Genomic DNA, 25790 nt, shown 5'->3' with positions numbered 1-25790 from the left:
ATGAGTGGCAATTTCCTCGCTCTGGCACAGCCGGGCGTGCAACAACTTTCGCCTTACGTTCCGGGCAAGCCTGTGGACGAATTGGCGCGCGAGCTGGATATCGATCCTGCCAGCATCGTCAAACTGGCGAGCAACGAAAATCCGTTGGGGGCCAGCCCGAAGGCACTCGCCGCCATTCGTGAAGAATTGGCTGAACTGACCCGCTATCCGGACGGCAACGGTTTTGCGCTCAAAACCCTGCTCGCCGAACAGTGCCGCGTCGAGCTGAATCAAGTGACGCTGGGCAATGGCTCCAACGACATTCTGGAGCTGGTCGCCCGCGCCTATCTGGCTCCAGGCTTGAATGCGGTGTTCAGCGAGCATGCGTTTGCGGTCTATCCGATCGTGACCCAGGCCGTTGGTGCCACGGCAAAAGTGATCCCGGCCAAGAACTGGGGTCATGACCTTCCGGCCATGCTGGCGGCGATCGATGCTGATACCCGCGTGGTGTTCATCGCCAATCCGAACAATCCGACCGGGACCTGGTTCGATACCGAGGCGCTGGACGAATTCCTCCAGGATGTGCCCGAACACGTGCTGGTTGTGCTGGACGAGGCTTACATCGAATACGCAGAAGGCAGCGACTTGCCGGACGGTCTGGATTTCCTCGCGGCTTACCCGAACCTGCTGGTTTCGCGCACGTTCTCCAAGGCCTATGGCCTGGCGGCGCTGCGGGTCGGTTATGGCTTGTCCACCGCTGTGGTTGCCGATGTACTGAATCGCGTCCGTCAGCCTTTCAACGTCAACAGCCTGGCCCTGGCTGCTGCCTGTGCAGCGTTGCAAGATGCCGAGTACCTGGCGGAAAGCCGTCGCCTGAACGAAGCCGGCATGCAGCAACTGGAAGCGGGTTTTCGTGAGCTGGGGCTGACCTGGATTCCGTCCAAAGGTAATTTCATCTGTGTTGATGTGGGTCGCGAAGCGGCACCGATCTTCCAGGGCTTGCTGCGCGAAGGTGTGATCGTGCGTCCGGTAGCCAACTACGGCATGCCGAACCACCTGCGCATCACTATCGGTTTGCCGGCGGAAAACAACCGCTTCCTTGAGGCGTTGACCAAGGTTCTGGCCCGTGGTTGATGTCACCGCACTGCAATCTGCTGAACCTGTGATCGGGCGCCTGGTGGTGGTCGGTCTGGGTTTGATCGGCGGTTCGTTTGCCAAGGGTTTGCGTGAAAGTGGTCTGTGCCGCGAAGTGGTTGGCGTTGATCTCGATCCGCAATCGCGCAAACTGGCTGTTGAATTGGGTGTAGTGGATCGCTGCGAAGAAGACCTGGCGGCTGCTTGCCAGGGCGCCGACGTGATTCAGCTCGCGATTCCAATCCTCGCCATGGAAAAAATGCTTGCCCGTTTGGCTGGCATGGATTTGGGGGCGGCGATCCTGACCGACGTCGGCAGCGCCAAAGGTAATGTGGTACGTGCCGCGACCGAAGCGTTTGGCGGCATGCCGTCGCGTTTTGTGCCGGGGCATCCGATTGCCGGTTCCGAGCAGAGCGGGGTGGAAGCCTCCAATGCCGAGCTGTTCCGTCGCCATAAAGTGATTCTGACGCCGCTGGATCAAACCGATCCGGCTGCCTTGGCGGTGGTCGACCGTTTGTGGCGCGAATTGGGCGCCGATGTCGAGCACATGCAGGTCGAGCGTCACGACGAAGTGTTGGCGGCGACCAGTCATCTGCCGCACCTGTTGGCGTTCGGTTTGGTCGATTCGTTGGCCAAGCGCAATGAAAATCTTGAGATCTTCCGTTACGCTGCGGGCGGTTTCCGCGATTTCACAAGAATCGCCGGGAGCGACCCGGTCATGTGGCACGACATCTTCCTCGCGAACCGCGAAGCTGTCCTGCGCACACTCGATACATTTCGCAGCGACCTCGACGCCTTGCGCGACGCGGTCGATGCAGGGGATGGGCACCAATTATTGGGCGTTTTCACTCGCGCCCGGGTTGCCCGCGAGCATTTCAGTAAAATCCTGGCCCGTCGGGCCTATGTGGACGCTATGAATTCCAACGATCTGATTTTCCTGGCTCAACCTGGTGGCCGCCTGTCCGGTCGGATTCGCGTACCAGGTGACAAATCGATTTCCCACCGTTCGATCATGCTTGGCTCCCTGGCTGAAGGCGTTACCGAAGTGGAAGGTTTCCTCGAGGGCGAAGATGCCCTGGCGACCTTGCAGGCCTTCCGTGACATGGGCGTGGTGATCGAAGGTCCGCATCACGGTCGCGTGACCATTCACGGCGTCGGCCTGCATGGCCTCAAGCCTGCGCCGGGTCCGATCTACCTGGGCAACTCCGGCACTTCGATGCGTCTGCTGTCCGGCCTGCTGGCTGCGCAGAGCTTCGACAGCACCCTGACCGGCGACGCTTCGCTGTCCAAACGCCCGATGAATCGTGTAGCCAATCCGCTGCGTGAAATGGGTGCCGTGATCGAGACCGCTGCTGAAGGCCGCCCGCCGATGATCATTCGGGGTGGCAACAAGCTCAGAGGTTTGACCTACACCATGCCGATGGCCAGTGCTCAGGTTAAGTCCTGCCTGTTGCTGGCGGGACTGTATGCCGAAGGCAAGACCACCGTCACCGAACCTGCGCCAACCCGTGACCACACTGAACGCATGCTGCGCGGCTTCGGCTACCCGGTCACCGTCATCGGTGCAACCGCGTCGGTCGAGTCCGGCAACAAATTGACTGCGACGCACATCGAAGTACCGGGCGATATCTCATCGTCGGCGTTCTTCCTCGTGGCAGCCTCGATCGCCGAAGGCTCCGAGCTGGTGCTTGAGCACGTCGGCATCAATCCGACCCGTACCGGCGTGATCGACATCCTGCGCCTGATGGGCGCCGACATCACCCTGGAAAACCAGCGTGAAGTGGGCGGCGAGCCGGTAGCGGACCTGCGAGTGCGTGCGGCTAAACTCAAAGGTATCGAGATTCCCGAAGAGCTGGTTCCACTGGCCATCGACGAATTCCCGGTGCTCTTCGTCGCCGCCGCCTGCGCCGAAGGGCGTACCGTGCTGCGCGGAGCCGAAGAGCTGCGGGTCAAAGAATCGGACCGTATTCAGGTCATGGCTGATGGCTTGCTGGCGCTGGGCGTCAAATGCGAACCGACTCCGGACGGCATCATTATTGATGGCGGCCAGATCGGTGGCGGCGAAGTGCACGGCCACGGCGATCACCGGATTTCCATGGCCTTCAGCGTTGCATCGCTGCGTGCCGCGGCGCCAATCCGCATCCATGATTGCGCCAACGTTGCGACGTCGTTCCCTAACTTCCTCGCGCTGTGCGCGCAGGTCGGCATCCGCGTCGCCCAAGAGGCTCAGTCGTGAAAAACATTGCACCGGTCATCACCATCGATGGGCCAAGCGGCTCCGGCAAAGGCACCGTCGCCGGGATTCTGGCCAAGCGTCTGGGCTGGAGTCTGCTGGATTCCGGTGCGCTGTACCGCTTGTTGGCGTTTGCTGCGCATAACCATGGCGTCGACCTGACCAATGAAGAGTTGCTGAAAAAACTTGCCGCTCATCTGGATGTGCAATTCATTGCAGCAACGGAAGGCCAGCTGCAACGAATCATTCTGGAAGGTGACGAAGTCAGCGATGTCATTCGTACGGAAAGCGTCGGCTCCGGCGCCTCCCAAGTGGCTGCATTGCCCGCCGTACGCGAAGCGCTGCTACAGCGCCAGCGTGCATTCCAGGAAGCGCCGGGCCTGGTGGCCGATGGTCGCGACATGGGCACGGTGGTTTTTCCGGACGCGCCGCTGAAGATTTTTCTCACTGCCAGTGCCGAGGAGCGTGCGCGCCGTCGATACTTGCAGTTGAAGGGCAAAGTCGATGGTGTTAGTCTGTCGAGTCTGCTAGATGAGATACGTGCACGCGATGAGCGTGACACCCAGCGAGCGGTAGCCCCGCTCAAGCCGGCGGCTGACGCCATACAGCTGGATTCCACGGAATTGTCCATCGACCAGGTGTTGGAACGCATCATGAGCGAGATCGCCATTCGCGATATCGCCGGGTGACCAAGAAGGCCACAGGGGACCAGTCATAGTCCTGGGGCGCTTCTTTTAAATGAAACTAACCCACACCGTCTGGGGTGTGGAGATGGGCGTATTCTTCGCCCTCATCAACAGGAATTAAAATGAGCGAAAGCTTTGCGGAACTCTTTGAAGAAAGCCTAAAAACCCTGAACCTTCAGGCAGGCTCCATCATCACCGGTGTTATCGTTGATATCGATTACCAAGCTCGCTGGGTAACCGTTCACGCTGGCCTGAAGTCTGAAGCACTCATCCCGCTTGAGCAGTTCTACAACGACGCTGGCGATCTGACTATCAATGTCGGTGACGAAGTTCACGTTGCTCTGGACTCGGTTGAAGACGGCTTTGGTGAAACCAAGCTGTCCCGTGAAAAAGCCAAGCGCGCTGAATGCTGGATTGTTCTGGAAGCAGCCTTCGCAGCCGAAGAAGTGGTCAAGGGCGTTATCAACGGTAAGGTTAAAGGCGGCTTCACTGTCGACGTTAACGGCATCCGTGCGTTCCTGCCAGGTTCTCTGGTTGACGTCCGTCCAGTGCGCGACACCACGCACCTGGAAGGCAAAGAGCTGGAATTCAAGGTCATCAAGCTGGACCAGAAGCGCAACAACGTTGTCGTTTCCCGCCGCAGCGTCCTGGAAGCCGAGAACTCCGCCGAGCGCGAAGCTCTGTTGGAATCCCTGCAGGAAGGCCAGCAAGTCAAAGGTATCGTCAAGAACCTCACCGATTACGGCGCATTCGTCGATCTGGGTGGCGTCGATGGCCTGCTGCACATTACCGACATGGCTTGGAAGCGTATCAAGCATCCTTCCGAAATCGTCAACGTTGGCGACGAGATCGATGTCAAGGTTCTGAAGTACGATCGCGAGCGCAATCGTGTTTCCCTGGGCCTGAAGCAACTGGGCGAAGATCCATGGGTTGCTATCAAAGCCCGCTACCCAGAAAGCACTCGCGTTACCGCTCGTGTAACCAACCTGACCGACTACGGCTGCTTCGCTGAGCTGGAAGAAGGCGTTGAAGGCCTGGTACACGTTTCCGAAATGGACTGGACCAACAAGAACATCCACCCTTCGAAAGTCGTACAAGTCGGCGACGAAGTGGAAGTTATGGTTCTGGACATCGACGAAGAGCGTCGTCGTATCTCCCTCGGCATCAAGCAGTGCAAATCTAACCCATGGGAAGATTTCTCTGGCCAGTTCAACAAGGGCGATAAAATCTCCGGCACCATCAAGTCGATCACCGATTTCGGTATCTTCATTGGTCTGGACGGCGGCATCGACGGTCTGGTTCACCTGTCCGACATCTCCTGGAACGAAGTGGGCGAAGAAGCCGTACGCCGCTTCAAGAAGGGCGACGAGCTGGACACCGTTATCCTGTCGGTTGACCCAGAGCGTGAGCGCATCTCCCTGGGCATCAAGCAACTGGAAAGCGATCCGTTCTCCGAGTACGTTCAAGAGAACGACAAAGGCGCAATCGTTAAGGGCATCGTGAAAGAAGTTGACGCTAAAGGCGCCATCATCACTCTGGCCGACGATATCGAAGCGACTCTGAAAGCCTCCGAAATCAGCCGTGACCGCGTTGAAGACGCGCGCAACGTTCTGAAAGAAGGCCAGGAAGTAGAAGCCAAGATCATCAGCGTTGACCGCAAGAGCCGTGTAATCCAGCTCTCCATCAAGTCGAAAGACGATGCTGAAGAGAAAGAAGCAATCCAGAGCTTGAAAGACAAGCCTGCTGCTGACATCGCTGCTGGTCCTACCACTCTGGGCGACCTGCTGCGTGCACAAATGGAAAAACAGAACTAAGTTCTGTCCGACCATAGAAAAAGGGCGACTTCGGTCGCCCTTTTTTGTGCCTGGGATTTAGTGGGTGAGAAGAGCAGTGCTGATGTCACTGCTCGTCGGTGAAACCAAATCCTTCTCAAGGCGGTCTCTTTCTTTAATAGGATCAATCGTTTATTTGTAGCTAATCTTAGTCTGAAGTGAATGATCGACGGGCAGGGTGCCCGGCATAGGGAGGTGAATGAACAAGCTTATTGTCGTATTAGCAATACTGACATTGGCGGGTTGTGCCACTAGTGCCAAGACCCATGCGGTGCGAGGTGTCAGTGGTATTGAAATCGACTGTTCAGGGATTGGCTCTGGCTGGGAGAAGTGCCAGAAACGAGCGGCCAAGGAATGCAAGGCTTCAGGCTACAAGGTCTTAGCAAGGTCTGATGATGCCAAAGAAGAGGATGAATTTCCCTTTGGGTTCAACCCGGCAGGCTATCTGACGCGCACGATGCTGGTTATTTGTAAGTGAGATGTGAATGGCGGTGGATTTGTCTCCACGCCCTTTAGCAGGGCTTTTCGTAGTGGCGAGAAGGATGTCAAAACTCAGACTGTTCAAAATCTTCCGGGCGTGCTAAAACCTTTGAAGCGCTGATCTAGCTGCTTGAAAAAGAAGGGAAAAATATGACGAAGTCGGAGTTGATCGAACGAATTGTCACCCATCAAGGGCTGCTCTCATCAAAAGATGTGGAGCTGGCCATCAAGACCATGCTCGAGCAAATGTCCCAATGTCTGGCCACCGGTGATCGTATCGAGATCCGTGGTTTTGGCAGCTTCTCCCTGCACTATCGCGCACCGCGCGTCGGCCGCAATCCAAAAACCGGTCAGTCTGTCAGCCTCGACGGTAAATTCGTTCCGCACTTCAAGCCGGGAAAAGAACTGCGTGATCGCGTGAACGAGGACGAGGAGGAAGGGCTTTGACTATTGCCGATCATCACGGAGTAGCTCATGCGTAATCTCAAGCGAGTGCTTCTTGGGGTGTTCATACTCGTCCTGGTGCTAGCGGTTCTTGCGTTTGTTCTAGAAAACCAGCAATCGGTATCTCTGTTGTTTTTCGGTTGGGCCGGGCCGCAATTGCCAGTCTCCCTGGTGATGGTCCTCGCGCTGTTGATTGGTATGGTAATCGGACCGATACTTGGATGGTTTCTGGGGCGCTCGTCCAGGGCTTCACGCAGACGTCTTATCTAGTGGTGACGGTTAAGGGGCAAGTATCGAATTTGCGCCGTCAGCTGTCTGCATCCATTAGTAAAACGTTCATTAAGCTGTAAACTGCGGCCATCGTTCGATAGTGGCAAATACCCGTATCGATTCGGAATAGCTCTGAAAGATTTTTGTATTCATGGATTAGGCAGTGCTCGGTTGGCGGCCCTGTCAGCACCTCAAGGGTATGAATTCGCGTGAAAATTCTAGTAACCGGTGGTGCGGGATTTATTGGCTCGGCGGTCATTCGACATATCATCTCCAGCACTGATGACTCCGTCGTTAACGTCGATAAGCTTACCTACGCGGGAAATCTCGAGTCACTGGCCGAAGTTAGTCAGAGTCCGCGCTATAAATTCGAGCGTGTTGATATCTGCGACCGTAACCAGATCGACCGTGTTTTGCGTGACCATCAACCGGACGCAATCATGCATCTGGCCGCAGAGTCTCACGTTGATCGTTCGATCTCCGGGCCATCTGAATTCATCCAGACCAACATCATCGGTACCTATACCTTGCTGGAGGCTGCGCGCCACTATTGGGCTGCAATGGATGATGCGCGCAGAGCCAACTTCCGCTTCCATCATATTTCGACTGACGAGGTTTACGGAGATCTCGAGGGGCCGGAAGATCTCTTCACCGAAACAACTCCGTATCAGCCGAGCTCACCGTACTCTGCAAGCAAGGCAAGCTCCGATCACCTGGTTCGTGCCTGGACTCGTACTTACGGGTTGCCGACCCTGGTTACCAATTGCTCGAACAATTACGGGCCATGCCATTTCCCTGAAAAGTTGATCCCGCTGATCATTCTCAATGCATTGGAAGGCAAGTCACTACCGGTGTATGGCAAAGGTAATCAGGTTCGTGATTGGCTGTATGTCGAGGATCACGCTCGTGCGTTATATAAGGTCGTGACGGAGGGTGTAATCGGCGAGACATACAACATCGGTGGTCATAACGAAAAGCAAAATATTGAAGTGGTGCATACCCTGTGTGCGCTACTTGATGAGTTACGCCCCGACTCGCCTCACCGCCCGCACGCCAGCCTGATTAAATATGTTCAAGATCGACCGGGTCATGATCAGCGTTACGCGATTGACGCCAGCAAGATCCAGCAAGAGCTTGGCTGGACACCGGCTGAATCCTTTGAGTCCGGCATCCGCAAGACTGTCGAGTGGTACCTCAGCAACACTGAGTGGGTGGCTCACGTGAAGAGCGGCAGCTACCAGCAATGGATCGACCAGAACTACGCTGGTCGTTCGGGCAAGGCATGAAAATCCTCCTGCTAGGAAAAAATGGGCAGGTGGGGTGGGAGCTTCAACGCTCTCTGGCTCCACTTGGTGAGTTGATCGCCCTGGATCGGAATTCAGCTAATGGCTTGTGCGGTGATCTGACTGATTTAGAAGCGATGCGCGCGACAATTCGTCAAGTCGCACCTGATGTAATCGTCAATGCTGCGGCCTATACCTCCGTCGATAAGGCAGAGTCCGAGACTGAACTGGCCGATCGGGTAAACGGTCAGGCAACCCAGGTCCTGGCGGAGGAGGCTGCATCTCTCGGCGCTTGGTTGATTTACTATTCGACCGACTATGTTTTCAGCGGCCAAGGTTCATCGCCATGGCAAGAGACAGACGCAGTCGCCCCGGTGAATCACTACGGGGTGAGTAAGCTAGCCGGAGAGCAGGCCATTGTCGCCTCGGGTTGCCAGTATCTTATCTTCCGCACGAGCTGGGTTTACGCCGCGCGCGGTAACAATTTCGCCAAGACTATGCTGCGTCTAGCCAAGGAGCGAGAAACGCTCAGTGTAATCGCGGATCAGGTCGGCGCTCCGACCGGCGCCGATTTGATCGCTGATGTGACAGCACTGGTTATTTCGCAAGTCATGAGGCGTCCCGAGTTGGCGGGTATTTATCACCTGGCTGCCAGTGGCGAGGTGTCTTGGCACGGGTACGCTACCCATGTGATCGAATTCGCCCGGACCCATGGTGAATCCCTTGCCGTAACCGCGATCAACCCGATCGAAACGTCTGCGTATCCTACTCCTGCGTGCCGCCCTTTGAACTCTCGTTTGAACACTCGCAAGCTATGTGAAAATTTTTATCTACACTTGCCGAATTGGCAAAGTGGAGTGACTCGAATGCTTAGGGAAGTCCTGAATAAATGACCATAAAAAATCGTAAAGGCATCATCCTCGCCGGCGGTTCAGGCACCCGATTGCATCCGTTGACCCTTGGCGTTTCCAAGCAGATGCTACCGATATACGACAAACCGATGATCTTTTACCCGTTGTCGGTGCTGATGCTTGCCGGAATGCGTGAAATCCTGATTATTTCCACGCCTGAAGATCTACCATGCTTTCGCAAACTGCTGGGTGACGGCAGTCTGTACGGTATCAAGCTGACTTACGCCGTGCAGCCCAGCCCGGATGGTCTGGCGCAAGCCTTCATAATCGGCGAAGAGTTCATCGGCAATGATCCTTGCTGTTTGATCTTGGGCGACAACATTTTTTATGGCCAAAGCTTTTCTGAAAACCTGCGCTCCGCCAGCGTTCAAGAGCAGGGGGCGACAGTATTCGGGTATCACGTCTCTGATCCAGAGCGTTTCGGTGTCGTGGAGTTCGATGCTAACGGTCGTGCGCTGAGCATTGAAGAAAAGCCGCAGAAACCTAAGTCGAATTATGTGGTTACAGGTCTGTATTTTTACGACAATCAGGTCGTTGAAATTGCTAAAAGCATCCGGCCTTCAGAGCGCGGAGAACTGGAAATCACCGACGTCAACCGCGCTTATCTTGAGCAAAATGCGCTGAACGTTGAAATTCTTGGTCGAGGCTTCGCTTGGCTGGACACCGGCACGCATGACTCGCTTCTGGAGGCAAGCCACTTCGTGCATACCATCGAGAAACGCCAGGGCTTGAAAGTCGCGTGCCTGGAAGAGATTGCCTACAACAGCGGTTGGATTTCGGCAGCAGAGCTGTCGGCTCAAGCTTTGCGGCTTGGAAAAACGGGCTATGGTCGGTATCTGGAAAAACTTCTGGTTACGACAGGTCGATGAAATTCGATCGATGTTAATTAGCTCCCGATTAAAACACTTGTTTGTTTTCGAGCGGTTTTTTATCACCGGCTTTTCGCATGAGGTAATAATTCCCGGTACTATCTGTAGGTAGAATATTCGCTAGAATTATCTGATCCTTTCAGCGTTGCATGCCTTGAATCATCCAGGTAGAAATGCATTCTAAGGAGGACCACCACTTGTCGATGTCAACTCCCAAATAAAGATGTATCCGGGTAAATCAGATAAATGGCATCCAAGTCATTAGTTGCGCGCTTCGGCATGGAGCCGAGAAGTTTGGGTTGCAGTCGAGATGTTGCTCTTGCAAGTGGTTCAGACAACAAAAACGCATCATAACGATGCAGGAATAACCGGAATATAACTGAGCCCCGCTCACTGGACGTGTCAGCCAGGAGGGGGACTAAGGATTTAGAGCATGGAACTGATTCCCGTAATTTTGTCCGGCGGAGTGGGCAGCCGGTTGTGGCCGGTCTCTCGAGAAGCCCACCCAAAGCCGTTCATGGATCTGCCAGGTGGCCAGAATCTAATCCAGAAAACTTTTCTTCGTGCCTCGCGTTTGGAAGGTGTCGTGGAAGTTCTTACGGTGACCAACCGGGAACTCCTGTTCAAGACCGAAGATGAATATGGCGCAGTCAACAAAGCCAAGCACGCTCAAGGCTTCATCCTGGAACCTTTCGGGCGTAATACAGCAGCAGCGGTTGCCGCTGCTGCTCTTCAGCTGGAAACCACACACGGTCCTGACGCCCAGATGTTGGTGCTGGCCGCTGATCACCTGATCAAGGACGAGACGGCGTTCGCCACAGCTGTGGCGAACGCCATGACACTTGCCGCTGAAGGTTGGCTGGTGACTTTCGGGATTCAGCCAACATACCCTGAAACAGGTTTTGGTTACATCGAGGCACAAAAAAGTGCTCCGCTGAAGGGTGGCCTAAAGGTCACGCGCTTTGTCGAGAAGCCTAATCTTGAGACCGCACAGGATTACGTCAGCGCAGGTAACTATTATTGGAACTCCGGAATGTTCTGCTTCCGGGTAGGTACCGTCCTGGACGAGCTTCGTCTGCATGCTCCGGATGTTGTGGAAGCTGTCAGTAAAACAATTGAATGCTCTCGACTTACTTCATCCGCCAAGTACCGCTGCTTGACGCTTAATGCTGATGCCTTTGCTGAAGTTCCGGACATTTCCATCGATTACGCTTTGATGGAGCGCTCCTCAAAAGTTGCCACTGTTCCTTGTGACATTGGCTGGAGCGACATTGGTTCCTGGAACGCGGTGAGTGAATTGACCGAGCCGGATGAAAATGGCAACCGCTTTGAAGGTGAAGTGCTGTCCCACGCATCCCGCAACAACTATGTAAACAGTGAAGGCCGACTCACTGCCCTGGTGGGAGTCGAGGATTTGTTAGTGATTGACACCCCGGACGCGGTGATGATTGCTCACAAGGATCATGCCCAAGACGTAAAACATATCGTCAATCAGCTAAAGGCCTGTAGTCATACAGTTCATTTGCTCCACCGTACGGTCCATCGACCTTGGGGTACCTACACAACGTTGGAAAATGGCGAGCGCTTCAAGATCAAGCGGATTGTGGTGAAACCCAAGGCTTCTCTATCTCTGCAGATGCATCATCACAGAAGCGAGCACTGGATCGTGGTTAGCGGCATGGCAGTGGTCGTTAACGACCATAAAGAACTGATGTTGAACACCAACGAGTCTACATTCATCCGTGCTGGCCACCAGCACCGCTTGATGAACCCTGGGGTCATTGACCTGGTATTGATCGAAGTGCAGAGCGGTGACTATTTGGGCGAAGATGACATCGTGCGTTTTGAAGACAACTACGGTCGCGTAGATAAATAATATCTTTGAATCGGAAGACCGGGGCGGATTTAACCGACCCGGTATTTTTTGGTCTGTTCTATTGTCGCCCCGATGGAACAGGGGCATTCTCCGAACTGACCTCCACCTATCCGGGGTCAATCCCTATTGCGATTGTCGCGGAGAAAGTTTTTTGCAGTCGCTTCCAGGGCTGTAGTCACGTTCACGGGTGGCTGCCATCCTAGTACACGATTGTTCTTGTCGATATCTACCCGTAACGATTCGAATAGTCGTTGTGCGATATTTTTCTTTCGAAATATTACCGCGCCACTCCATAACACCCAGAGAGGTATTGGTATCAATCTCGCGGGGCGATCCAGAGAGTTCCCTAATTTTTCAAGTAACTCCGCAATGGAGAGATCTTCTCCGTCACTGACAAGGAATGTTTGGTTGGCTGCGTTCGGATGAGTAATGCAAGTCTCGATAAAGTCAACCAGATTGTCCATCGCCACTAAGCTACGCTTGTTTTTGACTGCCCCTAGCGGTAAAGGGTATCCGGCTCGAATCCAGCGCATCATGTTTAAAAAATTCGCCTTGACCCCAGGACCATAGATGAGCACAGGTCGGATAATGACAATTTCCATAGTGCTGTTTTTTGCAAGTTCCAGAAGACCTTGCTCAGCCTCAAGCTTGGATACTCCATATGGATCGAGCGGGGCAGGAGTGTCATTCGCCCTAAAGATTTGACCTGGCAACGTCTTTTCGCCGTTGACTTTGATTGAACTAATAAAAATGAATCGCTTTACTCCTGATCTACTCGCTTGTCGAGCAAGGTTCAAGGTGCCTTCTACATTAACTAATCGGTACTCGCGAAGTGGATCATCAGACTCTTCGGCCATTACATGTACACGTGCTGCAAGGTGCACGACGACCTGAGCCTGTGCGAGCGCGCAGGTCCAATCAGTGGTGCCATCAATACCTTCGATAGGAGCAAGGCGAACACCAGAGGGCAAGGGGATACGACTCCTCGCCGCGGCAGTAAGAGCATAGTGTTGAGATTGCGATAAATGCCTGACTAATGACGTCCCGATAAATCCAGAAGCGCCGGTAACCAGAATGGACGTAACGCTCATCGTGATGCTCACTTGGTAAAAAATGTATTTTAGCTAGAAACAGCGAGAGACAGGAGCAGGGGGGGGGCGAATTCAAACCATGCCACGTCGAAAGGAACTGTGGGCGAAATAATCGGCCAGATCCTTGGAGTGTTTTAAAATGCATGGATGCTAGTTCAAAGTATCCGTAAAACTCCCTCGGCACATAACTGTCTCTGGACCTGAGCTTGCTTTCACAGCTCCAGGCATTGAGCCAACTCATGGGATAGGGCGTGGGTGCGCTTTTAAATTAAATTGAAAGCTGATAATTTTCAATGAGATAAAATTCCGAGCAGAAGCGATTCAGCTTCCTGGCAGTCATCAGAAGGAATGATCCGGTTCCTGCAGATCAAGGCGAAATGATGGCATTGCGAAGCCAGTTTTGGAGAGTTGCGACCTGGCGTTTTGGAATGGCAGGCTCAAACGTACCGTCAATTGAAACGTCACGGACCGCTTGGGCGGAATCATGGTGCTTTGTCTTGCCAGCACAGTGCGAACACAGGCTACACTAGGCTTCGCGCTCGCGCTTGATTGATGTTTCGCGGCAAAATGATCAACGGAAGCACGCGAAACATGGGCCGGCAGCAACAGATCGCAAGTTTTTAAGTTTTTTTAGGATGATGAAATGTCTGAGACTAATACCACCGCATCTGCCAAGGGCTCCGAATCGATTTTCGCCGGCAAAAAAATATGGATCACAGGTCATAAGGGCATGCTTGGGTCAGCGGTCGTCCGTCGGTTCGCGGAGGAAAAAGCTCAGCTCCTGTTAACCTCGCGTTCGGATCTGGATCTGACCAATCAAGCGGCCACATTGGCGTGGATGGAACGCAATCGTCCTGATTATATTTTTCACGTCGGTGCAAAAGTCGGCGGAATTCACGCGAACTCAACATTACCCGCAGACTTTATTCGTGACAATATTCTTATCCAGACAAACGTCATTGAAGGTGCTCACTTAGTTGGCGTAAAGAAACTGGTTTTTGTAGCAACGAATTGCACTTACCCAAAAAATGCTGTGCAACCAATTACAGAAGATTCGTTGTTGACTGGTCCTCTGGATGACAGTATCCGCGCTTATGCGGTAAGTAAGATTGCGGGCATTGAAATGTGCAGGGCCTATCGAAAGCAATATGGGTGCGATTTCGTTTCGATAATACCGCCTAATCTATACGGCCCGGGTGACAATTATCACTCCATTCACAGTCATGTTGTAGCTGGCATTCTGAGACGAACTCATGAAGCCAAGCTTGCTGAGAAATCTGAGTTTGTAGTATGGGGTGACGGTACACCTCGTCGTGAATTACTTCATGTAGATGATCTCGCTGATGCGATGAAGTGTGTAATGGAAACCTCAACCGATCATGACATTTATAATATCGGCTGCAATCACGACCTTGCTATATCCGAACTCGCTACTCTGATTGCAGACGTCGTCGGCTTCAAGGGGAAAATCGTGTACGACGCCAGCAAGCCAAACGGTACGATGCGAAAGCTTCTCGACAGTTCCCGAATTCAAGCATTGGGTTGGGCTCCAAAAATCGACGAGAAAACAGGCCTGAAGAGTGCTTATGAGGATTTCCTGAATCTTTTGGCTGCGCCTGCCCCTGGCGCGCGAATAGACCTCTGACATCGAAACCGCTGTTTCGCCCACTCTGCGGATGCGCGAGATGGAATGTTATTATTTGAATTCACCGGAATTTCATAGATGAGTGTAGATTTTATTCTGCCCCAAGGCACGCTGGGACGCTTCGCCGTAGTCAAGTTGTGGCCAGAAATAAAAACAGCTGAAGACGAGTGCATTGCTCGCCTGAAACTTGCGGCGCAAGCCATCGGTGTAGAGTGTGTCGAAATCTATGCTGATGGAAGCTTCATTTCTACACCAGATATTAAAGTGTCAAAGCAGAATGTTGACTTTGTCATCCACCTTCACTATGACACTCCCAAACGGTATGACGCATTCTCCTTTGTTGCTCTTTGGAATCCCCTAAAGTTTTATCATGAGTGGGGATATCAGCGCTGCTCGAGAAACCTCACTACGCACGACGATTTTATCAGTTGTAGTTCGAATGCCGCGGACGATCATGTCGCGCGCATGATTCGATCCAGTACCACTCATCTTCCAGCCAAGTTCAAGTTGTATCACTCAACTCCTGCACCGATACACCCGCCGTCGTTGGGTGACGGTAAGCTTTTTTATGCGGGAATTAATTGGGAAGCCATCGTTAGTAGTCGCAAATCGCGTCAACAAGAAGTGTTGAAGCGTCTAGATAATACGGGGTTGCTACGGATTTATGGGCCTACTATATTCCAGGGCGTGAAAGTTTGGGCGGACTATCAAAGCTACGTTCGCGAAATTCCGTTTGATGGGATTTCCATGATTGATGAAATATCGAAAGCCGGCGCTGCCCTAGTCCTATCGTCTCAGGCTCATAAAGACTCGGAAATGATGTCGAATCGACTCTTCGAGACTATCGCGGCGGGGACCTTGGCAATTTGCGATGAAAACCCGTTCGCCAGAAAATTTTTAGGCGATTCGGTGCTTTACATTGACGGTCGCTCATCAATGGAGCAGATCTACGCCGACATCCTCAAACATCTGGATTGGATAAAGTCGAACCCTGAGCAGGCATTAGCTAAAATAGAGAAAGCTCAGGCTATCTTCAAAGATCGATTCACGCTTATAAAAAATCTGACGGATCTATATCAGGGATTTGCAGAGCGCAAGGCAGAACTGGACAATCATCATCTGCCAACCAGCCAGACCGCATTGAAGGTCGGTTTGTATCTTTTGATGCCGAAATATTCCGCTGAAGTGTTGGATAGTTACATCCAAAGTGTTTGTGTACAAGAGTATAGTAACTTTCAAGCGATCATCGTTATCGATGATAAAATCGCTAGCCAATGTCGGGATGAGATTGCAACGGCTCTTGCTAAATGCTCCACCCATATTGAGATCGCCGAAGTAGAGTTCTATAAGACGGGGATTCACCCGGAGATCAACGCGAAGAGAAGGCTGGGTGAGATCCTTGCCGAGCTAATTGAGGAAGCGGAAGATTTCGATGCCATAACTTTTGTCGCCTCAAATGAGCAGTTGTTCTCAAATCATTTGAAAGTACTAGTCGGTCCGCTTCAACAAAACCCTTCAATTAACTGCACAGCGTCTGCTGCTGTCTTGTTGAATCGAGATGCCCCGATTCATACTGTCCATGAGATATTAGACTTTGGCCATGTTGATACTAATGCCCCTCCGGGCTACGGCCGCTTTATGTTCCGAAAAGCTTCCATTCCCGCAGATATTAATATAGCCCTCCCTTATCTGGACGGTCGACCGTTGGCGGCTCTTATTGGTGAAAATAAGATAAATCATCTACTCCCTGCGACCATTACTATAAATACTCAGGAAGTTTTTCCAGAGAAAGGTTGGGATGAGGTTTTGGAAAATGAAGTCATTCGGGATTTCAGTCCATCTGCGTTGGGAATTTCAGCACGGGCCGCTTTCCAGTTGCCTAATCCAGGATCAGCAGTGGCGACATTGCAGAACACAAGCCTTGGACGTCTGCTCCTGAATCCCGCGTGGATCAGGGCTCAGATTCATGCCGTCCGGGTACACGGTGTAATGACAAGGCTAGCGGTGCTAAAACGGAAGCTGGCTCGATGAATCCGCATGCTCCGTTACCCGCATCGCCGGTTTCCCTTGTTCGCAGTTTGTGGCGGCACAAAGGCTTAATCAATCAAATGACCCGTCGAGATGTGATAGGTCGATACAAGGGCTCGTTTCTTGGAATTCTGTGGTCATTTGCGAACCCCATACTGCTGCTGCTCATTTACACACTGGTTTTTTCTGTAGTGTTTAAAGCGCGCTGGGGCACCGGTATGGAGCAGCCAGAGAGTAAAAGTCAATTTGCAGTGTTGCTATTCGCCGGAATGATTGTTCATAGTTTATTTTCGGAAACACTGTTACGCGCACCGACATTAATATTGAGCAACGTAAGTTATGTGAAAAAAATAGTCTTTCCTCTGGAGGTACTTCCCGTCGTAGCCATGGGCACATCGTTGTTTCATGCAGTTGTCAGTATTGCAGTGCTTACGTGTGCCCAAGGGGTGATCAACGGTTATATACCGTGGACTACGATAATGTTGCCCTTGATATTGGCGCCGATGATTCTGCTTTCCCTTGGGATTGCCTGGATCCTCGCCTCACTTGGGGTATTTTTGCGAGACGTTGCTCACCCTATTGGCTTGCTGATGACAGTGTTGCTTTTCGCATCGCCTGTTTTTTATCCCATATCTGCACTCCCCGAGAACATCCGCCCCTGGCTTATGCTTAATCCGTTGACATTTATTATTGAGCAAACGAGGAACGTCTTGATATTTGGCCAGCCGCCTTATTTTCCGGGCTTGATTCTATATACATTAATTGCATTATTAATTGCCTGGATCGGATACGCCTGGTTCCAAAAGACTAGAAAAGGATTTGCGAATGTCCTTTGACGAGTTAGCCATTCGGGTGGAAAACGTTTCAAAACAGTTCGAAATATTTGAGCATCCCCGAGATCAGCTTAAGCAGTTTGTTTATCCTCGGCTTCAACGAATGCTCAAGCGTCAGCCGCGCCAATATTTTAAAGAGTTTTGGGCGCTAAAAGATGTGTCATTACTGGTCCGAAAAGGTGAATCCTGCGGGATAGTCGGACTTAATGGTAGTGGCAAAAGCACGTTGTTGCAGATCATAACCGGAACTTTGTCACCTACCGAGGGTACGGTGACAGTTCAAGGCAGAGTTGCTGCCTTGCTGGAACTTGGCTCAGGGTTCAATCCTGAGTTTAGCGGTCGTGAAAATATTTATATGCTTGGGGCTCTACTGGGGTTTGATCGCAAACAGGTCGAACTGCGACTGGCTGATATCCAAGCGTTTGCCGATATAGGTGAGCATTTTGATCAGCCACTATCTACCTACTCCAGCGGCATGCAGATGAGAGTGGCTTTCGCCGTCAACACATCCTTCGAGCCTGATATATTAATTATCGATGAGGCGCTGGCTGTAGGGGATTCTTACTTCCAGCAAAAGTGTTTTCATCGACTTGAACAATTCAAGGCACGGGGTGGCACCCTTTTGTTTGTATCTCACGACGCCAATACGGTTAAGCAGATATGTGACAAAGCGCTGCTCATTAGTCATGGCCGTTCATTGAGTTTCGGTAAGCCACGAGATGTTATCGATTTGTATCAAGGGTTGATTTCTAAAAAATCCGATATGGGTACCAGCGAAGTCATCATTGATCAATCCAATACAAGTGACGCATCTATAGTCGGAGAAATGAACCCAGAACAGCTCTGGCAAAAGGCAACGACGATTAGCAGTAACGGTGATGCGGTTCTTCTTGACTTCAAATTGCTCACTTCAAAAAATCAATCAACCACTGTCATTGAAAGTGAGGATGAATTAGTCGTTCAATACGTTGTTGCTTTGAAAAAGGATTTCGATCGCCCCGCATTTGGGCTGATCATTCGGGATAAAGTGGGTCGCTCAATTTTTGAAACTACGACGTATGGGCTACGAATGGATGAGTCTCCGATCGCCTGCGGTAAACAGGTCGTCGTTCGTTTTCATATAACTTTCAATCTTAAAGCTGGTCAATACTCGTTTTCTGTAGGTGTGGCCAATCGGGGTTACGCAAAAAGTGAATTCGAAGAATATAGTCTATTGATGCATGACGTTGAACAAATAAACGTTATGGAGTCACAAACTGCTGCAGCCTTTGGCGGCATATTCAACATGCACCCGATAGCCTCAGTAGCGATATTGGAAGATAAGAGCCATGCGTAAGAATTTGACCCTGTTCCAGAAGCTGGATGCTGCCCTTGACGCACTGAGAAATCTTGGCGAGCGTCAACAGAAACTGGAAAATTTAATACATCAAAAGACACTTTCTGCTGATGATTTAGTAAAAGTTAATCCTTTGCTTCGTCGAAATACCATCGCCAATGATGCCGCGGTCCAGAAGCAACTTATTGCCTCATGGGAGGCTTCGCCACCCACGGTTTTGGCTCATCGCGACTTGGTGAAATATGGTTTTCGAGCTTTCTCCCAAAATGATGAAGATGGAATCCTTCTTCGTCTGTTTGCTCAAATAGGCACTACCAATTGTTATGCCATTGAAATTGGGAGTAATTGCAACCATTCAGATATTGGTATTCCTGAAAACCTGACGACCAATTTGATTATAAATCACGGCTGGCATGCTTCAGTTATCGAACTCGAAGAAATCGAATGCAGCCGAATGAGGTATTTCTTTGCGCGCGCGCATGCCACTCAGCACTATCATTGGGAGAGAGAGGGAGTCAACACTTACTACTCACCCAATATTGTCCAACAGATGGTGTCTCCAGAGAATATCAACGAAGTCCTGATCGCTGCGAATCCTCAACTCGAACCGGATTTGCTTATCCTGGATATCGACGGTGGCGACTATGCGGTAATGGAAAAAGTGACCGCAATTCGGCCACGAGTAGTGGTAGTTGAATTCGAGAAGCGTTTTCGTGATCGATACAGCGTCGTACAACCAGATCGTAATGAATTCAGCAAGCGCTGGCAGCAATCAGGTGCAACCAGTCTGAATGCATGGATTAAACTGTTTGACTTGAAAGGGTATCGACTGTGTACGGTGGGCACATGTAGTTACAATGCATTCTTTGTGAGGGCTGATGTAGCCGAAGGCAGGCTTGAAACGCTTTCTGCCTCCGAAGCGTATGAGTCGCATCCCGTCTTTTCTTCTATAAGCGAAGATTTCTGGGTTGTTCCAGATGAGAGTTGGGTGGCCGTATGACGACCTGTCACTATAAAGGCGTTCTACAACGTCGCGCTTCCTGTAACTCAGGAGTTATGGTGTGAGCGCCGACAAATGCGTCCTGGTAATTGGAGGGGCGGGCTACATAGGCTCCCATATGGTTCGGATGCTGGTCGACGCCGGATTGCCTACGGTCATATTGGATGATATGAGCTCCGGATCGGCGGATTCTGTCCATCCAGAAGTGCCGCTGATTATCGGGGATGCCGGCGATCAAAATCTGCTTGAGCAAATTTTCGAGAAATACTCAGTAGACGCTGTTATGCACTTTGCGTCTTTCATACAGGTCGGGGAGTCGATACAGCTACCGGCCAAGTATTTTGACAATAACGTAAGTAGTACGTTGTCACTGCTTGGCTGCATGGCCCGACACGGAGTCAAGAACTTCATCTTTTCTTCTACCGCAGCCATATTTGGAAATCCTGTAGTAACTCGTATTAACGAGTCTCATCCGACAATGCCGATCAATCCTTACGGGAGATCCAAGTTTCTGGTTGAACAGGTTTTACCTGACTATGAGGCAGCCTACGGTATCCGGCATGTTTGCCTCAGGTACTTTAACGCTGCCGGGGCGCAACCCGACGGGTCAATTGGTGAGTGCCATGAGCCAGAGACTCACCTCATCCCGCTGGCGATCAATGCTGCATTGGGGCGTGGACCATCGCTGAAAGTTTACGGCAATGATTACCCTACTGCTGACGGGACATGCATCCGCGACTACGTTCATGTCTGTGACATTGCGGCGGCGCACCTTTCAGCATTGGCTCATTTACGTAAGCAAGGCCCATCTCTGAAGCTTAATCTTGGAAACGGGGAAGGCTACAGCGTAAGAGAAGTGCTCGAAAGCGTAGGCCGCCTAGCGGGCAAAGCGGTTCCCTACGAATTTGTCGCTCGCCGGGAAGGAGATCCAGCGGTGTTGGTGGCAGATGCTGAGAATGCAAAATCCGTTTTGAACTGGACTCCACGCTTTCCGGCACTTGACGATATTATTGCTCACGCCCTTGCGTGGCACTCGTCCCGCTGAAGAAAAATTGCATTTATATACAAAGGATGGATCAATGTTGGGGCCAAAATTATCAGTTGTCGTTCCTTGTTATAACGAAGAGGAGGGTGTCCTAGAGCTGCACCGGCGGGTAACTGCGGTCTGTCGAGAACAGCTTGGCGAAGATTACGAACTCGTCCTGATAAATGATGGGTCCAAGGATGCAACCTGGAGGCTCATGCGAGAGTTGTCGGAAGCCGACAGCCACGTAGTGGCGATCAATCTTTCCCGCAACCACGGACATCAACTTGCGTTGTCTGCGGGCTTGCAGATGTGTCGAGGCGAGCGTGTTTTCATCCTTGATGCCGACCTACAGGATCCACCTGAGTTGTTGGCTAAAATGATGGAGCGCATGGATGCTGGCCGTGACGTTGTGTACGGTCAACGTATCAAGCGCGAAGGCGAGACATTGTTCAAAAAAGCCTCTGCCCACTATTTCTATCGCATTCTGGACCGAATGGTAGATATCGACATACCTGCGGATACCGGCGACTTCCGCCTGATGAGCCGCAGGGCTGTTGATCTGTTGAATAGCATGCCGGAGCATCATCGCTTCATTCGCGGGATGGTAAGCTGGATTGGCTTGGATCAAGAAGCGCTGCCTTATGAGCGCTCCGCTAGATTTGCTGGCGAGACAAAATACCCACTGTCCAAGATGATTCGATTTGCGATCGATGCAATTACTGGCTTTTCAGTACGACCGTTAAGGTTGGCTTCTTATTTCGGCATTTGCTTTGGTGCGGCCACATTGCTGTTATTGGTGTATGTCCTAATTCACTATTTCACTGGGAATAGCGTCGATGGCTGGACATCCTTGGCTGTAATAATGCTCGCTTTGGGCAGTATTCAATTATTTGTTGCGGGTGTCATGGGGGAATACCTTGGTCGGTTATATGTTGAAGCGAAAGGTCGACCATTATTTATAATTCAGGAAGTGGTTTCATCTCCAAAAAATTCCGTGAAAGCCCGTCCTGATGAGGTGGAGTCAAAATGAACGACAAAATCCCCCCTACCAATGATCAGCGCATGCGTGCGGAGTTTGATTCGTTGGCTGATGAATATCATGATCAGCATAAAGAAAATATTGCTATCACCGGTGAAGGGCCTGAGTTTTTCTCAGAGTATAAAATTTCCGACTTAGCAGCGCTTATCAAACTTAGAAAACTACCTGCGAACTCTATTCTTGACTTTGGAAGCGGGATTGGCAATTCATTGCCTTACTTTCGAAAATATTTTCCGGATGCAGTACTTAATTGTGGTGATGTATCTGGTCGCAGTATTGAGATTGCCAAAACGCGATTTCCAGGTAATGAACAATACGCACTGATCGGCGATAGGATACCACTTGATTCTGGTAGCCAAGATATCGTGTTCTCAGCATGCGTTTTTCACCATATACCTCATGAGGATCACCAGCATTGGCTACAGGAGTTACATCGGGTTACCCGACCTGGAGGCTTGCTGGTAATTTACGAGCACAATCCGTTTAACCCACTAACTGTTAGAGCAGTCAATACTTGCCCGCTTGATGTTAATGCCAAGCTTATTATTGGCCGAACAATGGGTAAGCGTGCAGAGTTGGCGGGTTGGAACGACGCAAAAGTTACCTACCGAATGTTTTTTCCGTCGATGTTTCGTGTGCTAAGGCCTGCAGAGAAATATCTAGGTTGGTTAGCTTTAGGCGCACAGTACAGAATGTCGGCGCTTAAACAACAATGAATAAACTTATAGTCCAAGCGATCAAGTTCGGTGCTGTAGGCTTGGTAAATACTGCTATCGGATTGTTCGCAATCTATGCATTGATGTATTTTTTTGATGCAAGTCCAATAGCAGCAAACTCCTTTGGTTATATTCTTGGTCTGATAGTTAGTTATCTTTTGAATAGGATGTGGACTTTTCGTAGTGATAGATCTACACCTTACTCCATTGCGAAGTTTGTAGTTGTGGCGGCTGTTGCTTATGCAATAAACCTGGCTATTGTTTTGTGTGTTATCGATGTTGTCGGCGCTAATCCATACGTTGCGCAGTTGGCGGGTATCTTTTTCTACACTATTTCCATGTTTTTTGGATGCAGGTTTTTTGTATTTCATTCGCCAGCGAAAACAGGGAATGGTGCATCGCACCTATGATGAATTTAAAAAACAGCAGGCTTGAAATGTCTAGTGCTTTTATCGGTAGATCCTTGCGGGCGGTTTTTATTGTCGGTATTCCGTTGCTTTTGGCATACTATCTTTTGGGTCTAAATCATTGGGATATGTCTGTTCCGCTTATATATGGTGATCATGATGAGATTTGGCAGCTCGTCCTTACGAAAGTATTGAAGGACACAGGTTGGGTTCTATATAACCCATATTTGGGGGCGCCCGATATTGCTAGCTGGCACCATAATGCGGCGGCTCAAACTAGCGCTTTGCACTCAATATTAATGCTCGCTCTTTCGCCAATGATTGATGATGCTGTAAGACTCCAGCAAACCTATTATTTTTTAAACTTTGCATTAATTAGCGTTTGCTCATACGTCGCGGGACGGCTGCTAGGGATAAATAGGTTGTCGTCGTTCTGTATGGGGGTTCTATTTGCGTTTACATCTTTCCGTATTAATTACATGTTTTGGGTGTTTATAACTGATTACTTTGTGATTCCGTTATCTATTGTTTCGATAGTATTCATTTTTACGGGGCGTTTTGAATCTAGTTTTCAATCTGAAAGGTTGAGTGCGAAAAGTAAAATTTTTTCGTTGTTTCGAGACAGGTTTTTTTTATTATGTATTCTGTTTGTGGTCCTTACCGCGCTTTCTGATGGGTACTATGCTTTCTTTACTTTACTGCTGCTAGGGTTCGCTGTTGGGAGTCGAACTCTTTTGGGGGGATGGCGCCACCCTATAAAATTGATTCCTGGACTCACGTTAATTTTGGCTCTTTTGTTAACATCGCTAATGCTCCAGTTGCCACTGACGAACTACAAGAAGAGCCACTATGATGAGTTTTATCCGAATGGAGTCATTGACTCATCTCTAATTAAGCAGCCCTTCGAAGCGGAGGTCTATTCGACTAGCTTAAAAATGATGATTGCGCCTATCGGACAGCATCGTATTCAGGCTATGAACGATGCTGGTCAGACAATGATTAAATCCAGCGACGAGGCGAGGGCTTTTAAAAGCTATCAGGCAGTGGTGCCGCTCGGTTCTCTGGGAAGTCTCTTGCTTGCGTTCAGCTTGATCATTGTCGCCATACCGTCTTTCAAGAAGGTTATTGATTCCCGCTTGTCAACATTCTCTAGGGATCGTCAAGCTCTGAGTGATAGCATTCTATCCATTTCATCATTCATTTTTATATGTTCTATCTTCGGCGGTGTCGGAACTCTGATTGCCTTGGTGTTCCCTACGATAAGGGCTTATGATCGCTTTCCGATTTTTCTCCTGTTTGTGCTTTATTTGGGGGCCGGATTCGTCGCTACGATCGCAATGGATGCTAGTGGTAGGACGAAAAAAATGATTATAAAAGTTGTTGTTGTATTGATTACGTGCCTAGCTTTATATGATCAAACTCCAACAGATTCGTTTAAAGGTAAGGAACCGGCAGCCGCCAAATTTCTAGCGGAAAGAAATTTCGTTCACAATTTAGAGTCAGCTTTACCATCAGGTGCAATGGTTTACCAGTACCCTTACTCGCAATACCTCCGCGAAAATAAATACTATGGTTGGGGTTCCTTTGCTCATGTCAGAACCTATCTGCACTCTAATTCTATTCGTTGGAGTAATGGTGGAGCAAAAAATAGTCCTGCGGATAACTGGAATAACCGAATTTCAAAGTTACCTTTTACCCAGTTGTTAACAGAAGTTCAAGCCGTTGGTTTTAAATCGGTTGTGATTGATAGGACCGTAGTCAAAGATGATGAATATTCTAGAATATACAATCAGCTTCATGATTTAGGGTATACGGTAACCGAGGATAAGCCGAGCGGATTTTCGGTTGTTGCATTACAAGATCCCGGATATCGGATTACCTACGACAAGCAATTTACAAATATAGAGTCGTTATACGTTACCTCGAAAGATGTGGTGGGCCGGACTTCCTTTCCAACTTTGCTTGATGCAGATAAGGTAAAGGCTTTCATTGATGGGTATGAAGGTGAGCTTCCGATAACAATAACTCGGAATGAACATCTCGAGTTATTTGTAGATAGTGTCACTCTATTTAAAGGAACTGGTGATACGCCAGTTGCCCCGTATTCTGATATGAAGGGTAGCTTGGAATGTGAGCTTAACCCCGAAGTTGATACTAATACGGCAAAAACGTTAAGCTTAACGCTTACCAATAGGAGCTTTTTCCGCTGGACTCTAGGCTCAGGATCGTACCCTATCAAAATTGGTTATCACACAGAATCCGCTGATGGCGCATTAGTCGTATGGGACAACGGCTACCGTGTGTCACTTAACGGTGATATGAATCCAGGTGAAAGCAAGACAGTTAAAGTTCCTTTCCAATCGATTCACATGCCTGGTGATAAACCCCTTACCAATGACCAGCATCTTCGATTTGCTTTGGTGCAGGACGGTAGTGCTTGGTTCGCAGAAATCAGCTGCGTCGTGAAAAATTAATCGGAACCTGACGTATTAGGCGACAATTTTTGTTGCCTTTGGTCTGATTTTAAGACGCGCTCGCGAAATAAGCTGGGTGGCTGAGAGTCAGATTTCGTCGGTCCATAATAGGCTGTCAAAACGGCGGCCTTCACGAGATTTTTTTGTAGGCATGCCCCACTGGGAACTGCTGGAACTGGGGCATTTCGTGCTTTCCG

22 protein-coding genes are annotated in these 25790 nt (G+C 50.4%); 21 read left to right on the top strand and 1 reads right to left on the bottom strand.

Translation table 11 applies throughout. From position 1 onward, the window contains the following. The 11 genes from hisC to ABVN21_RS15840 all read left to right on the top strand — a co-directional run bounded on the left by hisC (window position 1) and on the right by ABVN21_RS15840 (window position 11997). The gene (gene hisC / locus ABVN21_RS15890) at window positions 1-1113 is read left to right on the top strand and encodes a histidinol-phosphate transaminase (RefSeq protein WP_339552702.1); all 1113 of its coding nucleotides are present in this window, start codon (window positions 1-3) and stop codon (window positions 1111-1113) included. Window positions 1114-1141: 28 nt separating this feature from the next. Continuing rightward, complete coding sequence (locus ABVN21_RS15885; protein WP_339552909.1) at window positions 1142-3349, top strand: bifunctional prephenate dehydrogenase/3-phosphoshikimate 1-carboxyvinyltransferase; 2208 nt, start codon at window positions 1142-1144, stop codon at window positions 3347-3349. Beyond that, entirely contained in the window at window positions 3346-4035 is a 690-nt protein-coding gene (cmk, locus tag ABVN21_RS15880) for a (d)CMP kinase (protein ID WP_339552703.1), read from the top strand. Before ABVN21_RS15885 ends, cmk begins: the two co-directional genes overlap by 4 nt. Window positions 4036-4154: 119 nt before the next feature. After that, window positions 4155-5846 (top strand): 30S ribosomal protein S1, encoded by a 1692-nt coding sequence (gene rpsA / locus ABVN21_RS15875; RefSeq protein WP_034151020.1) that lies wholly within the window; start codon window positions 4155-4157, stop codon window positions 5844-5846. A 217-nt stretch (window positions 5847-6063) separates the two neighbouring features. Then, window positions 6064-6342, top strand: coding sequence for a hypothetical protein (locus tag ABVN21_RS15870; protein WP_339552704.1), 279 nt, complete (start codon window positions 6064-6066; stop codon window positions 6340-6342). Between the two features lie 152 nt (window positions 6343-6494). Next, entirely contained in the window at window positions 6495-6791 is a 297-nt protein-coding gene (gene ihfB, locus ABVN21_RS15865; RefSeq protein ID WP_003369729.1) for an integration host factor subunit beta, read from the top strand. A gap of 27 nt (window positions 6792-6818) precedes the next feature. Next, window positions 6819-7058 (top strand): lipopolysaccharide assembly protein LapA domain-containing protein, encoded by a 240-nt coding sequence (locus tag ABVN21_RS15860; protein WP_339552705.1) that lies wholly within the window; start codon window positions 6819-6821, stop codon window positions 7056-7058. 209 nt (window positions 7059-7267) lie between these two features. Further along, window positions 7268-8344, top strand: a complete 1077-nt coding sequence (rfbB, locus tag ABVN21_RS15855) for a dTDP-glucose 4,6-dehydratase (protein ID WP_339552706.1) — start codon at window positions 7268-7270, stop codon at window positions 8342-8344. Beyond that, entirely contained in the window at window positions 8341-9234 is an 894-nt protein-coding gene (rfbD, locus tag ABVN21_RS15850; RefSeq protein ID WP_339552707.1) for a dTDP-4-dehydrorhamnose reductase, read from the top strand. The genes rfbB and rfbD overlap by 4 nt, the downstream gene beginning before the upstream one ends. Continuing rightward, entirely contained in the window at window positions 9231-10121 is an 891-nt protein-coding gene (gene rfbA, locus ABVN21_RS15845) for a glucose-1-phosphate thymidylyltransferase RfbA (RefSeq protein WP_339552708.1), read from the top strand. Before rfbD ends, rfbA begins: the two co-directional genes overlap by 4 nt. 433 nt (window positions 10122-10554) lie before the next feature. Continuing rightward, complete coding sequence (locus tag ABVN21_RS15840; RefSeq protein ID WP_353637208.1) at window positions 10555-11997, top strand: mannose-1-phosphate guanylyltransferase/mannose-6-phosphate isomerase; 1443 nt, start codon at window positions 10555-10557, stop codon at window positions 11995-11997. 116 nt (window positions 11998-12113) lie between these two features. Here the strand turns inward: ABVN21_RS15840 and ABVN21_RS15835 are convergent, their stop codons facing one another. Continuing rightward, window positions 12114-13088 (bottom strand): SDR family oxidoreductase, encoded by a 975-nt coding sequence (locus tag ABVN21_RS15835; protein ID WP_339552710.1) that lies wholly within the window; start codon window positions 13086-13088, stop codon window positions 12114-12116. Between the two features lie 643 nt (window positions 13089-13731). On the opposite strand from ABVN21_RS15835, the gene ABVN21_RS15830 reads away from it, so the two are divergent. The 10 genes from ABVN21_RS15830 to ABVN21_RS15785 all read left to right on the top strand — a co-directional run bounded on the left by ABVN21_RS15830 (window position 13732) and on the right by ABVN21_RS15785 (window position 25593). Continuing rightward, window positions 13732-14733, top strand: a complete 1002-nt coding sequence (locus tag ABVN21_RS15830) for a GDP-L-fucose synthase (RefSeq protein WP_339552711.1) — start codon at window positions 13732-13734, stop codon at window positions 14731-14733. 78 nt (window positions 14734-14811) lie between these two features. After that, a complete protein-coding gene (locus ABVN21_RS15825; RefSeq protein WP_339552712.1) occupies window positions 14812-16764 on the top strand; it encodes a glycosyltransferase family 1 protein in 1953 nt (650 codons plus the stop codon). Further along, the gene (locus tag ABVN21_RS15820) at window positions 16761-17597 is read left to right on the top strand and encodes an ABC transporter permease (RefSeq protein WP_339552713.1); all 837 of its coding nucleotides are present in this window, start codon (window positions 16761-16763) and stop codon (window positions 17595-17597) included. The genes ABVN21_RS15825 and ABVN21_RS15820 overlap by 4 nt, the downstream gene beginning before the upstream one ends. Next, complete coding sequence (locus ABVN21_RS15815) at window positions 17587-18930, top strand: ABC transporter ATP-binding protein (protein ID WP_339552714.1); 1344 nt, start codon at window positions 17587-17589, stop codon at window positions 18928-18930. Before ABVN21_RS15820 ends, ABVN21_RS15815 begins: the two co-directional genes overlap by 11 nt. Next, the gene (locus ABVN21_RS15810; RefSeq protein WP_339552715.1) at window positions 18923-19930 is read left to right on the top strand and encodes an FkbM family methyltransferase; all 1008 of its coding nucleotides are present in this window, start codon (window positions 18923-18925) and stop codon (window positions 19928-19930) included. Before ABVN21_RS15815 ends, ABVN21_RS15810 begins: the two co-directional genes overlap by 8 nt. A 118-nt stretch (window positions 19931-20048) precedes the next feature. Then, window positions 20049-20975, top strand: a complete 927-nt coding sequence (gene galE / locus ABVN21_RS15805; RefSeq protein WP_353637248.1) for a UDP-glucose 4-epimerase GalE — start codon at window positions 20049-20051, stop codon at window positions 20973-20975. A gap of 34 nt (window positions 20976-21009) precedes the next feature. Beyond that, window positions 21010-21987 (top strand): glycosyltransferase family 2 protein, encoded by a 978-nt coding sequence (locus tag ABVN21_RS15800; RefSeq protein ID WP_339552717.1) that lies wholly within the window; start codon window positions 21010-21012, stop codon window positions 21985-21987. Continuing rightward, the gene (locus ABVN21_RS15795; protein ID WP_339552718.1) at window positions 21984-22712 is read left to right on the top strand and encodes a class I SAM-dependent methyltransferase; all 729 of its coding nucleotides are present in this window, start codon (window positions 21984-21986) and stop codon (window positions 22710-22712) included. The genes ABVN21_RS15800 and ABVN21_RS15795 overlap by 4 nt, the downstream gene beginning before the upstream one ends. After that, window positions 22709-23122: a GtrA family protein gene (locus tag ABVN21_RS15790; protein WP_339552719.1), complete on the top strand. Its 414-nt coding sequence runs from the start codon at window positions 22709-22711 to the stop codon at window positions 23120-23122. Before ABVN21_RS15795 ends, ABVN21_RS15790 begins: the two co-directional genes overlap by 4 nt. Continuing rightward, window positions 23119-25593, top strand: coding sequence for a hypothetical protein (locus ABVN21_RS15785; RefSeq protein ID WP_339552720.1), 2475 nt, complete (start codon window positions 23119-23121; stop codon window positions 25591-25593). Before ABVN21_RS15790 ends, ABVN21_RS15785 begins: the two co-directional genes overlap by 4 nt. The last annotated feature ends 197 nt before the right edge of the window (window positions 25594-25790 follow it).

Origin of the sequence: Pseudomonas sp. MYb327 (assembly GCF_040438925.1) — a bacterium.
GTDB lineage: Bacteria > Pseudomonadota > Gammaproteobacteria > Pseudomonadales > Pseudomonadaceae > Aquipseudomonas.
This window is presented reverse-complemented; position numbering and strand designations above follow the sequence as displayed.

Bases quoted from the DNA above. Each gene is read 5' to 3' on its own strand.
- hisC (WP_339552702.1), top strand. From the start codon at position 1: ATGAGTGGCAATTTCCTCGCTCTGGCACAGCCGGGCGTGCAACAACTT.
- rpsA (WP_034151020.1), top strand. From the start codon at position 4,155: ATGAGCGAAAGCTTTGCGGAACTCTTTGAAGAAAGCCTAAAAACCCTG.
- ABVN21_RS15870 (WP_339552704.1), top strand. From the start codon at position 6,064: ATGAACAAGCTTATTGTCGTATTAGCAATACTGACATTGGCGGGTTGT.
- ihfB (WP_003369729.1), top strand. From the start codon at position 6,495: ATGACGAAGTCGGAGTTGATCGAACGAATTGTCACCCATCAAGGGCTG.
- ABVN21_RS15860 (WP_339552705.1), top strand. From the start codon at position 6,819: ATGCGTAATCTCAAGCGAGTGCTTCTTGGGGTGTTCATACTCGTCCTG.
- rfbD (WP_339552707.1), top strand. From the start codon at position 8,341: ATGAAAATCCTCCTGCTAGGAAAAAATGGGCAGGTGGGGTGGGAGCTT.
- rfbA (WP_339552708.1), top strand. From the start codon at position 9,231: ATGACCATAAAAAATCGTAAAGGCATCATCCTCGCCGGCGGTTCAGGC.
- ABVN21_RS15840 (WP_353637208.1), top strand. From the start codon at position 10,555: ATGGAACTGATTCCCGTAATTTTGTCCGGCGGAGTGGGCAGCCGGTTG.
- ABVN21_RS15835 (WP_339552710.1), bottom strand. From the start codon at position 13,088: ATGAGCGTTACGTCCATTCTGGTTACCGGCGCTTCTGGATTTATCGGG.
- ABVN21_RS15830 (WP_339552711.1), top strand. From the start codon at position 13,732: ATGTCTGAGACTAATACCACCGCATCTGCCAAGGGCTCCGAATCGATT.
- ABVN21_RS15825 (WP_339552712.1), top strand. From the start codon at position 14,812: ATGAGTGTAGATTTTATTCTGCCCCAAGGCACGCTGGGACGCTTCGCC.
- ABVN21_RS15820 (WP_339552713.1), top strand. From the start codon at position 16,761: ATGAATCCGCATGCTCCGTTACCCGCATCGCCGGTTTCCCTTGTTCGC.
- ABVN21_RS15815 (WP_339552714.1), top strand. From the start codon at position 17,587: ATGTCCTTTGACGAGTTAGCCATTCGGGTGGAAAACGTTTCAAAACAG.
- ABVN21_RS15810 (WP_339552715.1), top strand. From the start codon at position 18,923: ATGCGTAAGAATTTGACCCTGTTCCAGAAGCTGGATGCTGCCCTTGAC.
- galE (WP_353637248.1), top strand. From the start codon at position 20,049: ATGGTTCGGATGCTGGTCGACGCCGGATTGCCTACGGTCATATTGGAT.
- ABVN21_RS15800 (WP_339552717.1), top strand. From the start codon at position 21,010: ATGTTGGGGCCAAAATTATCAGTTGTCGTTCCTTGTTATAACGAAGAG.
- ABVN21_RS15795 (WP_339552718.1), top strand. From the start codon at position 21,984: ATGAACGACAAAATCCCCCCTACCAATGATCAGCGCATGCGTGCGGAG.
- ABVN21_RS15790 (WP_339552719.1), top strand. From the start codon at position 22,709: ATGAATAAACTTATAGTCCAAGCGATCAAGTTCGGTGCTGTAGGCTTG.
- ABVN21_RS15785 (WP_339552720.1), top strand. From the start codon at position 23,119: ATGATGAATTTAAAAAACAGCAGGCTTGAAATGTCTAGTGCTTTTATC.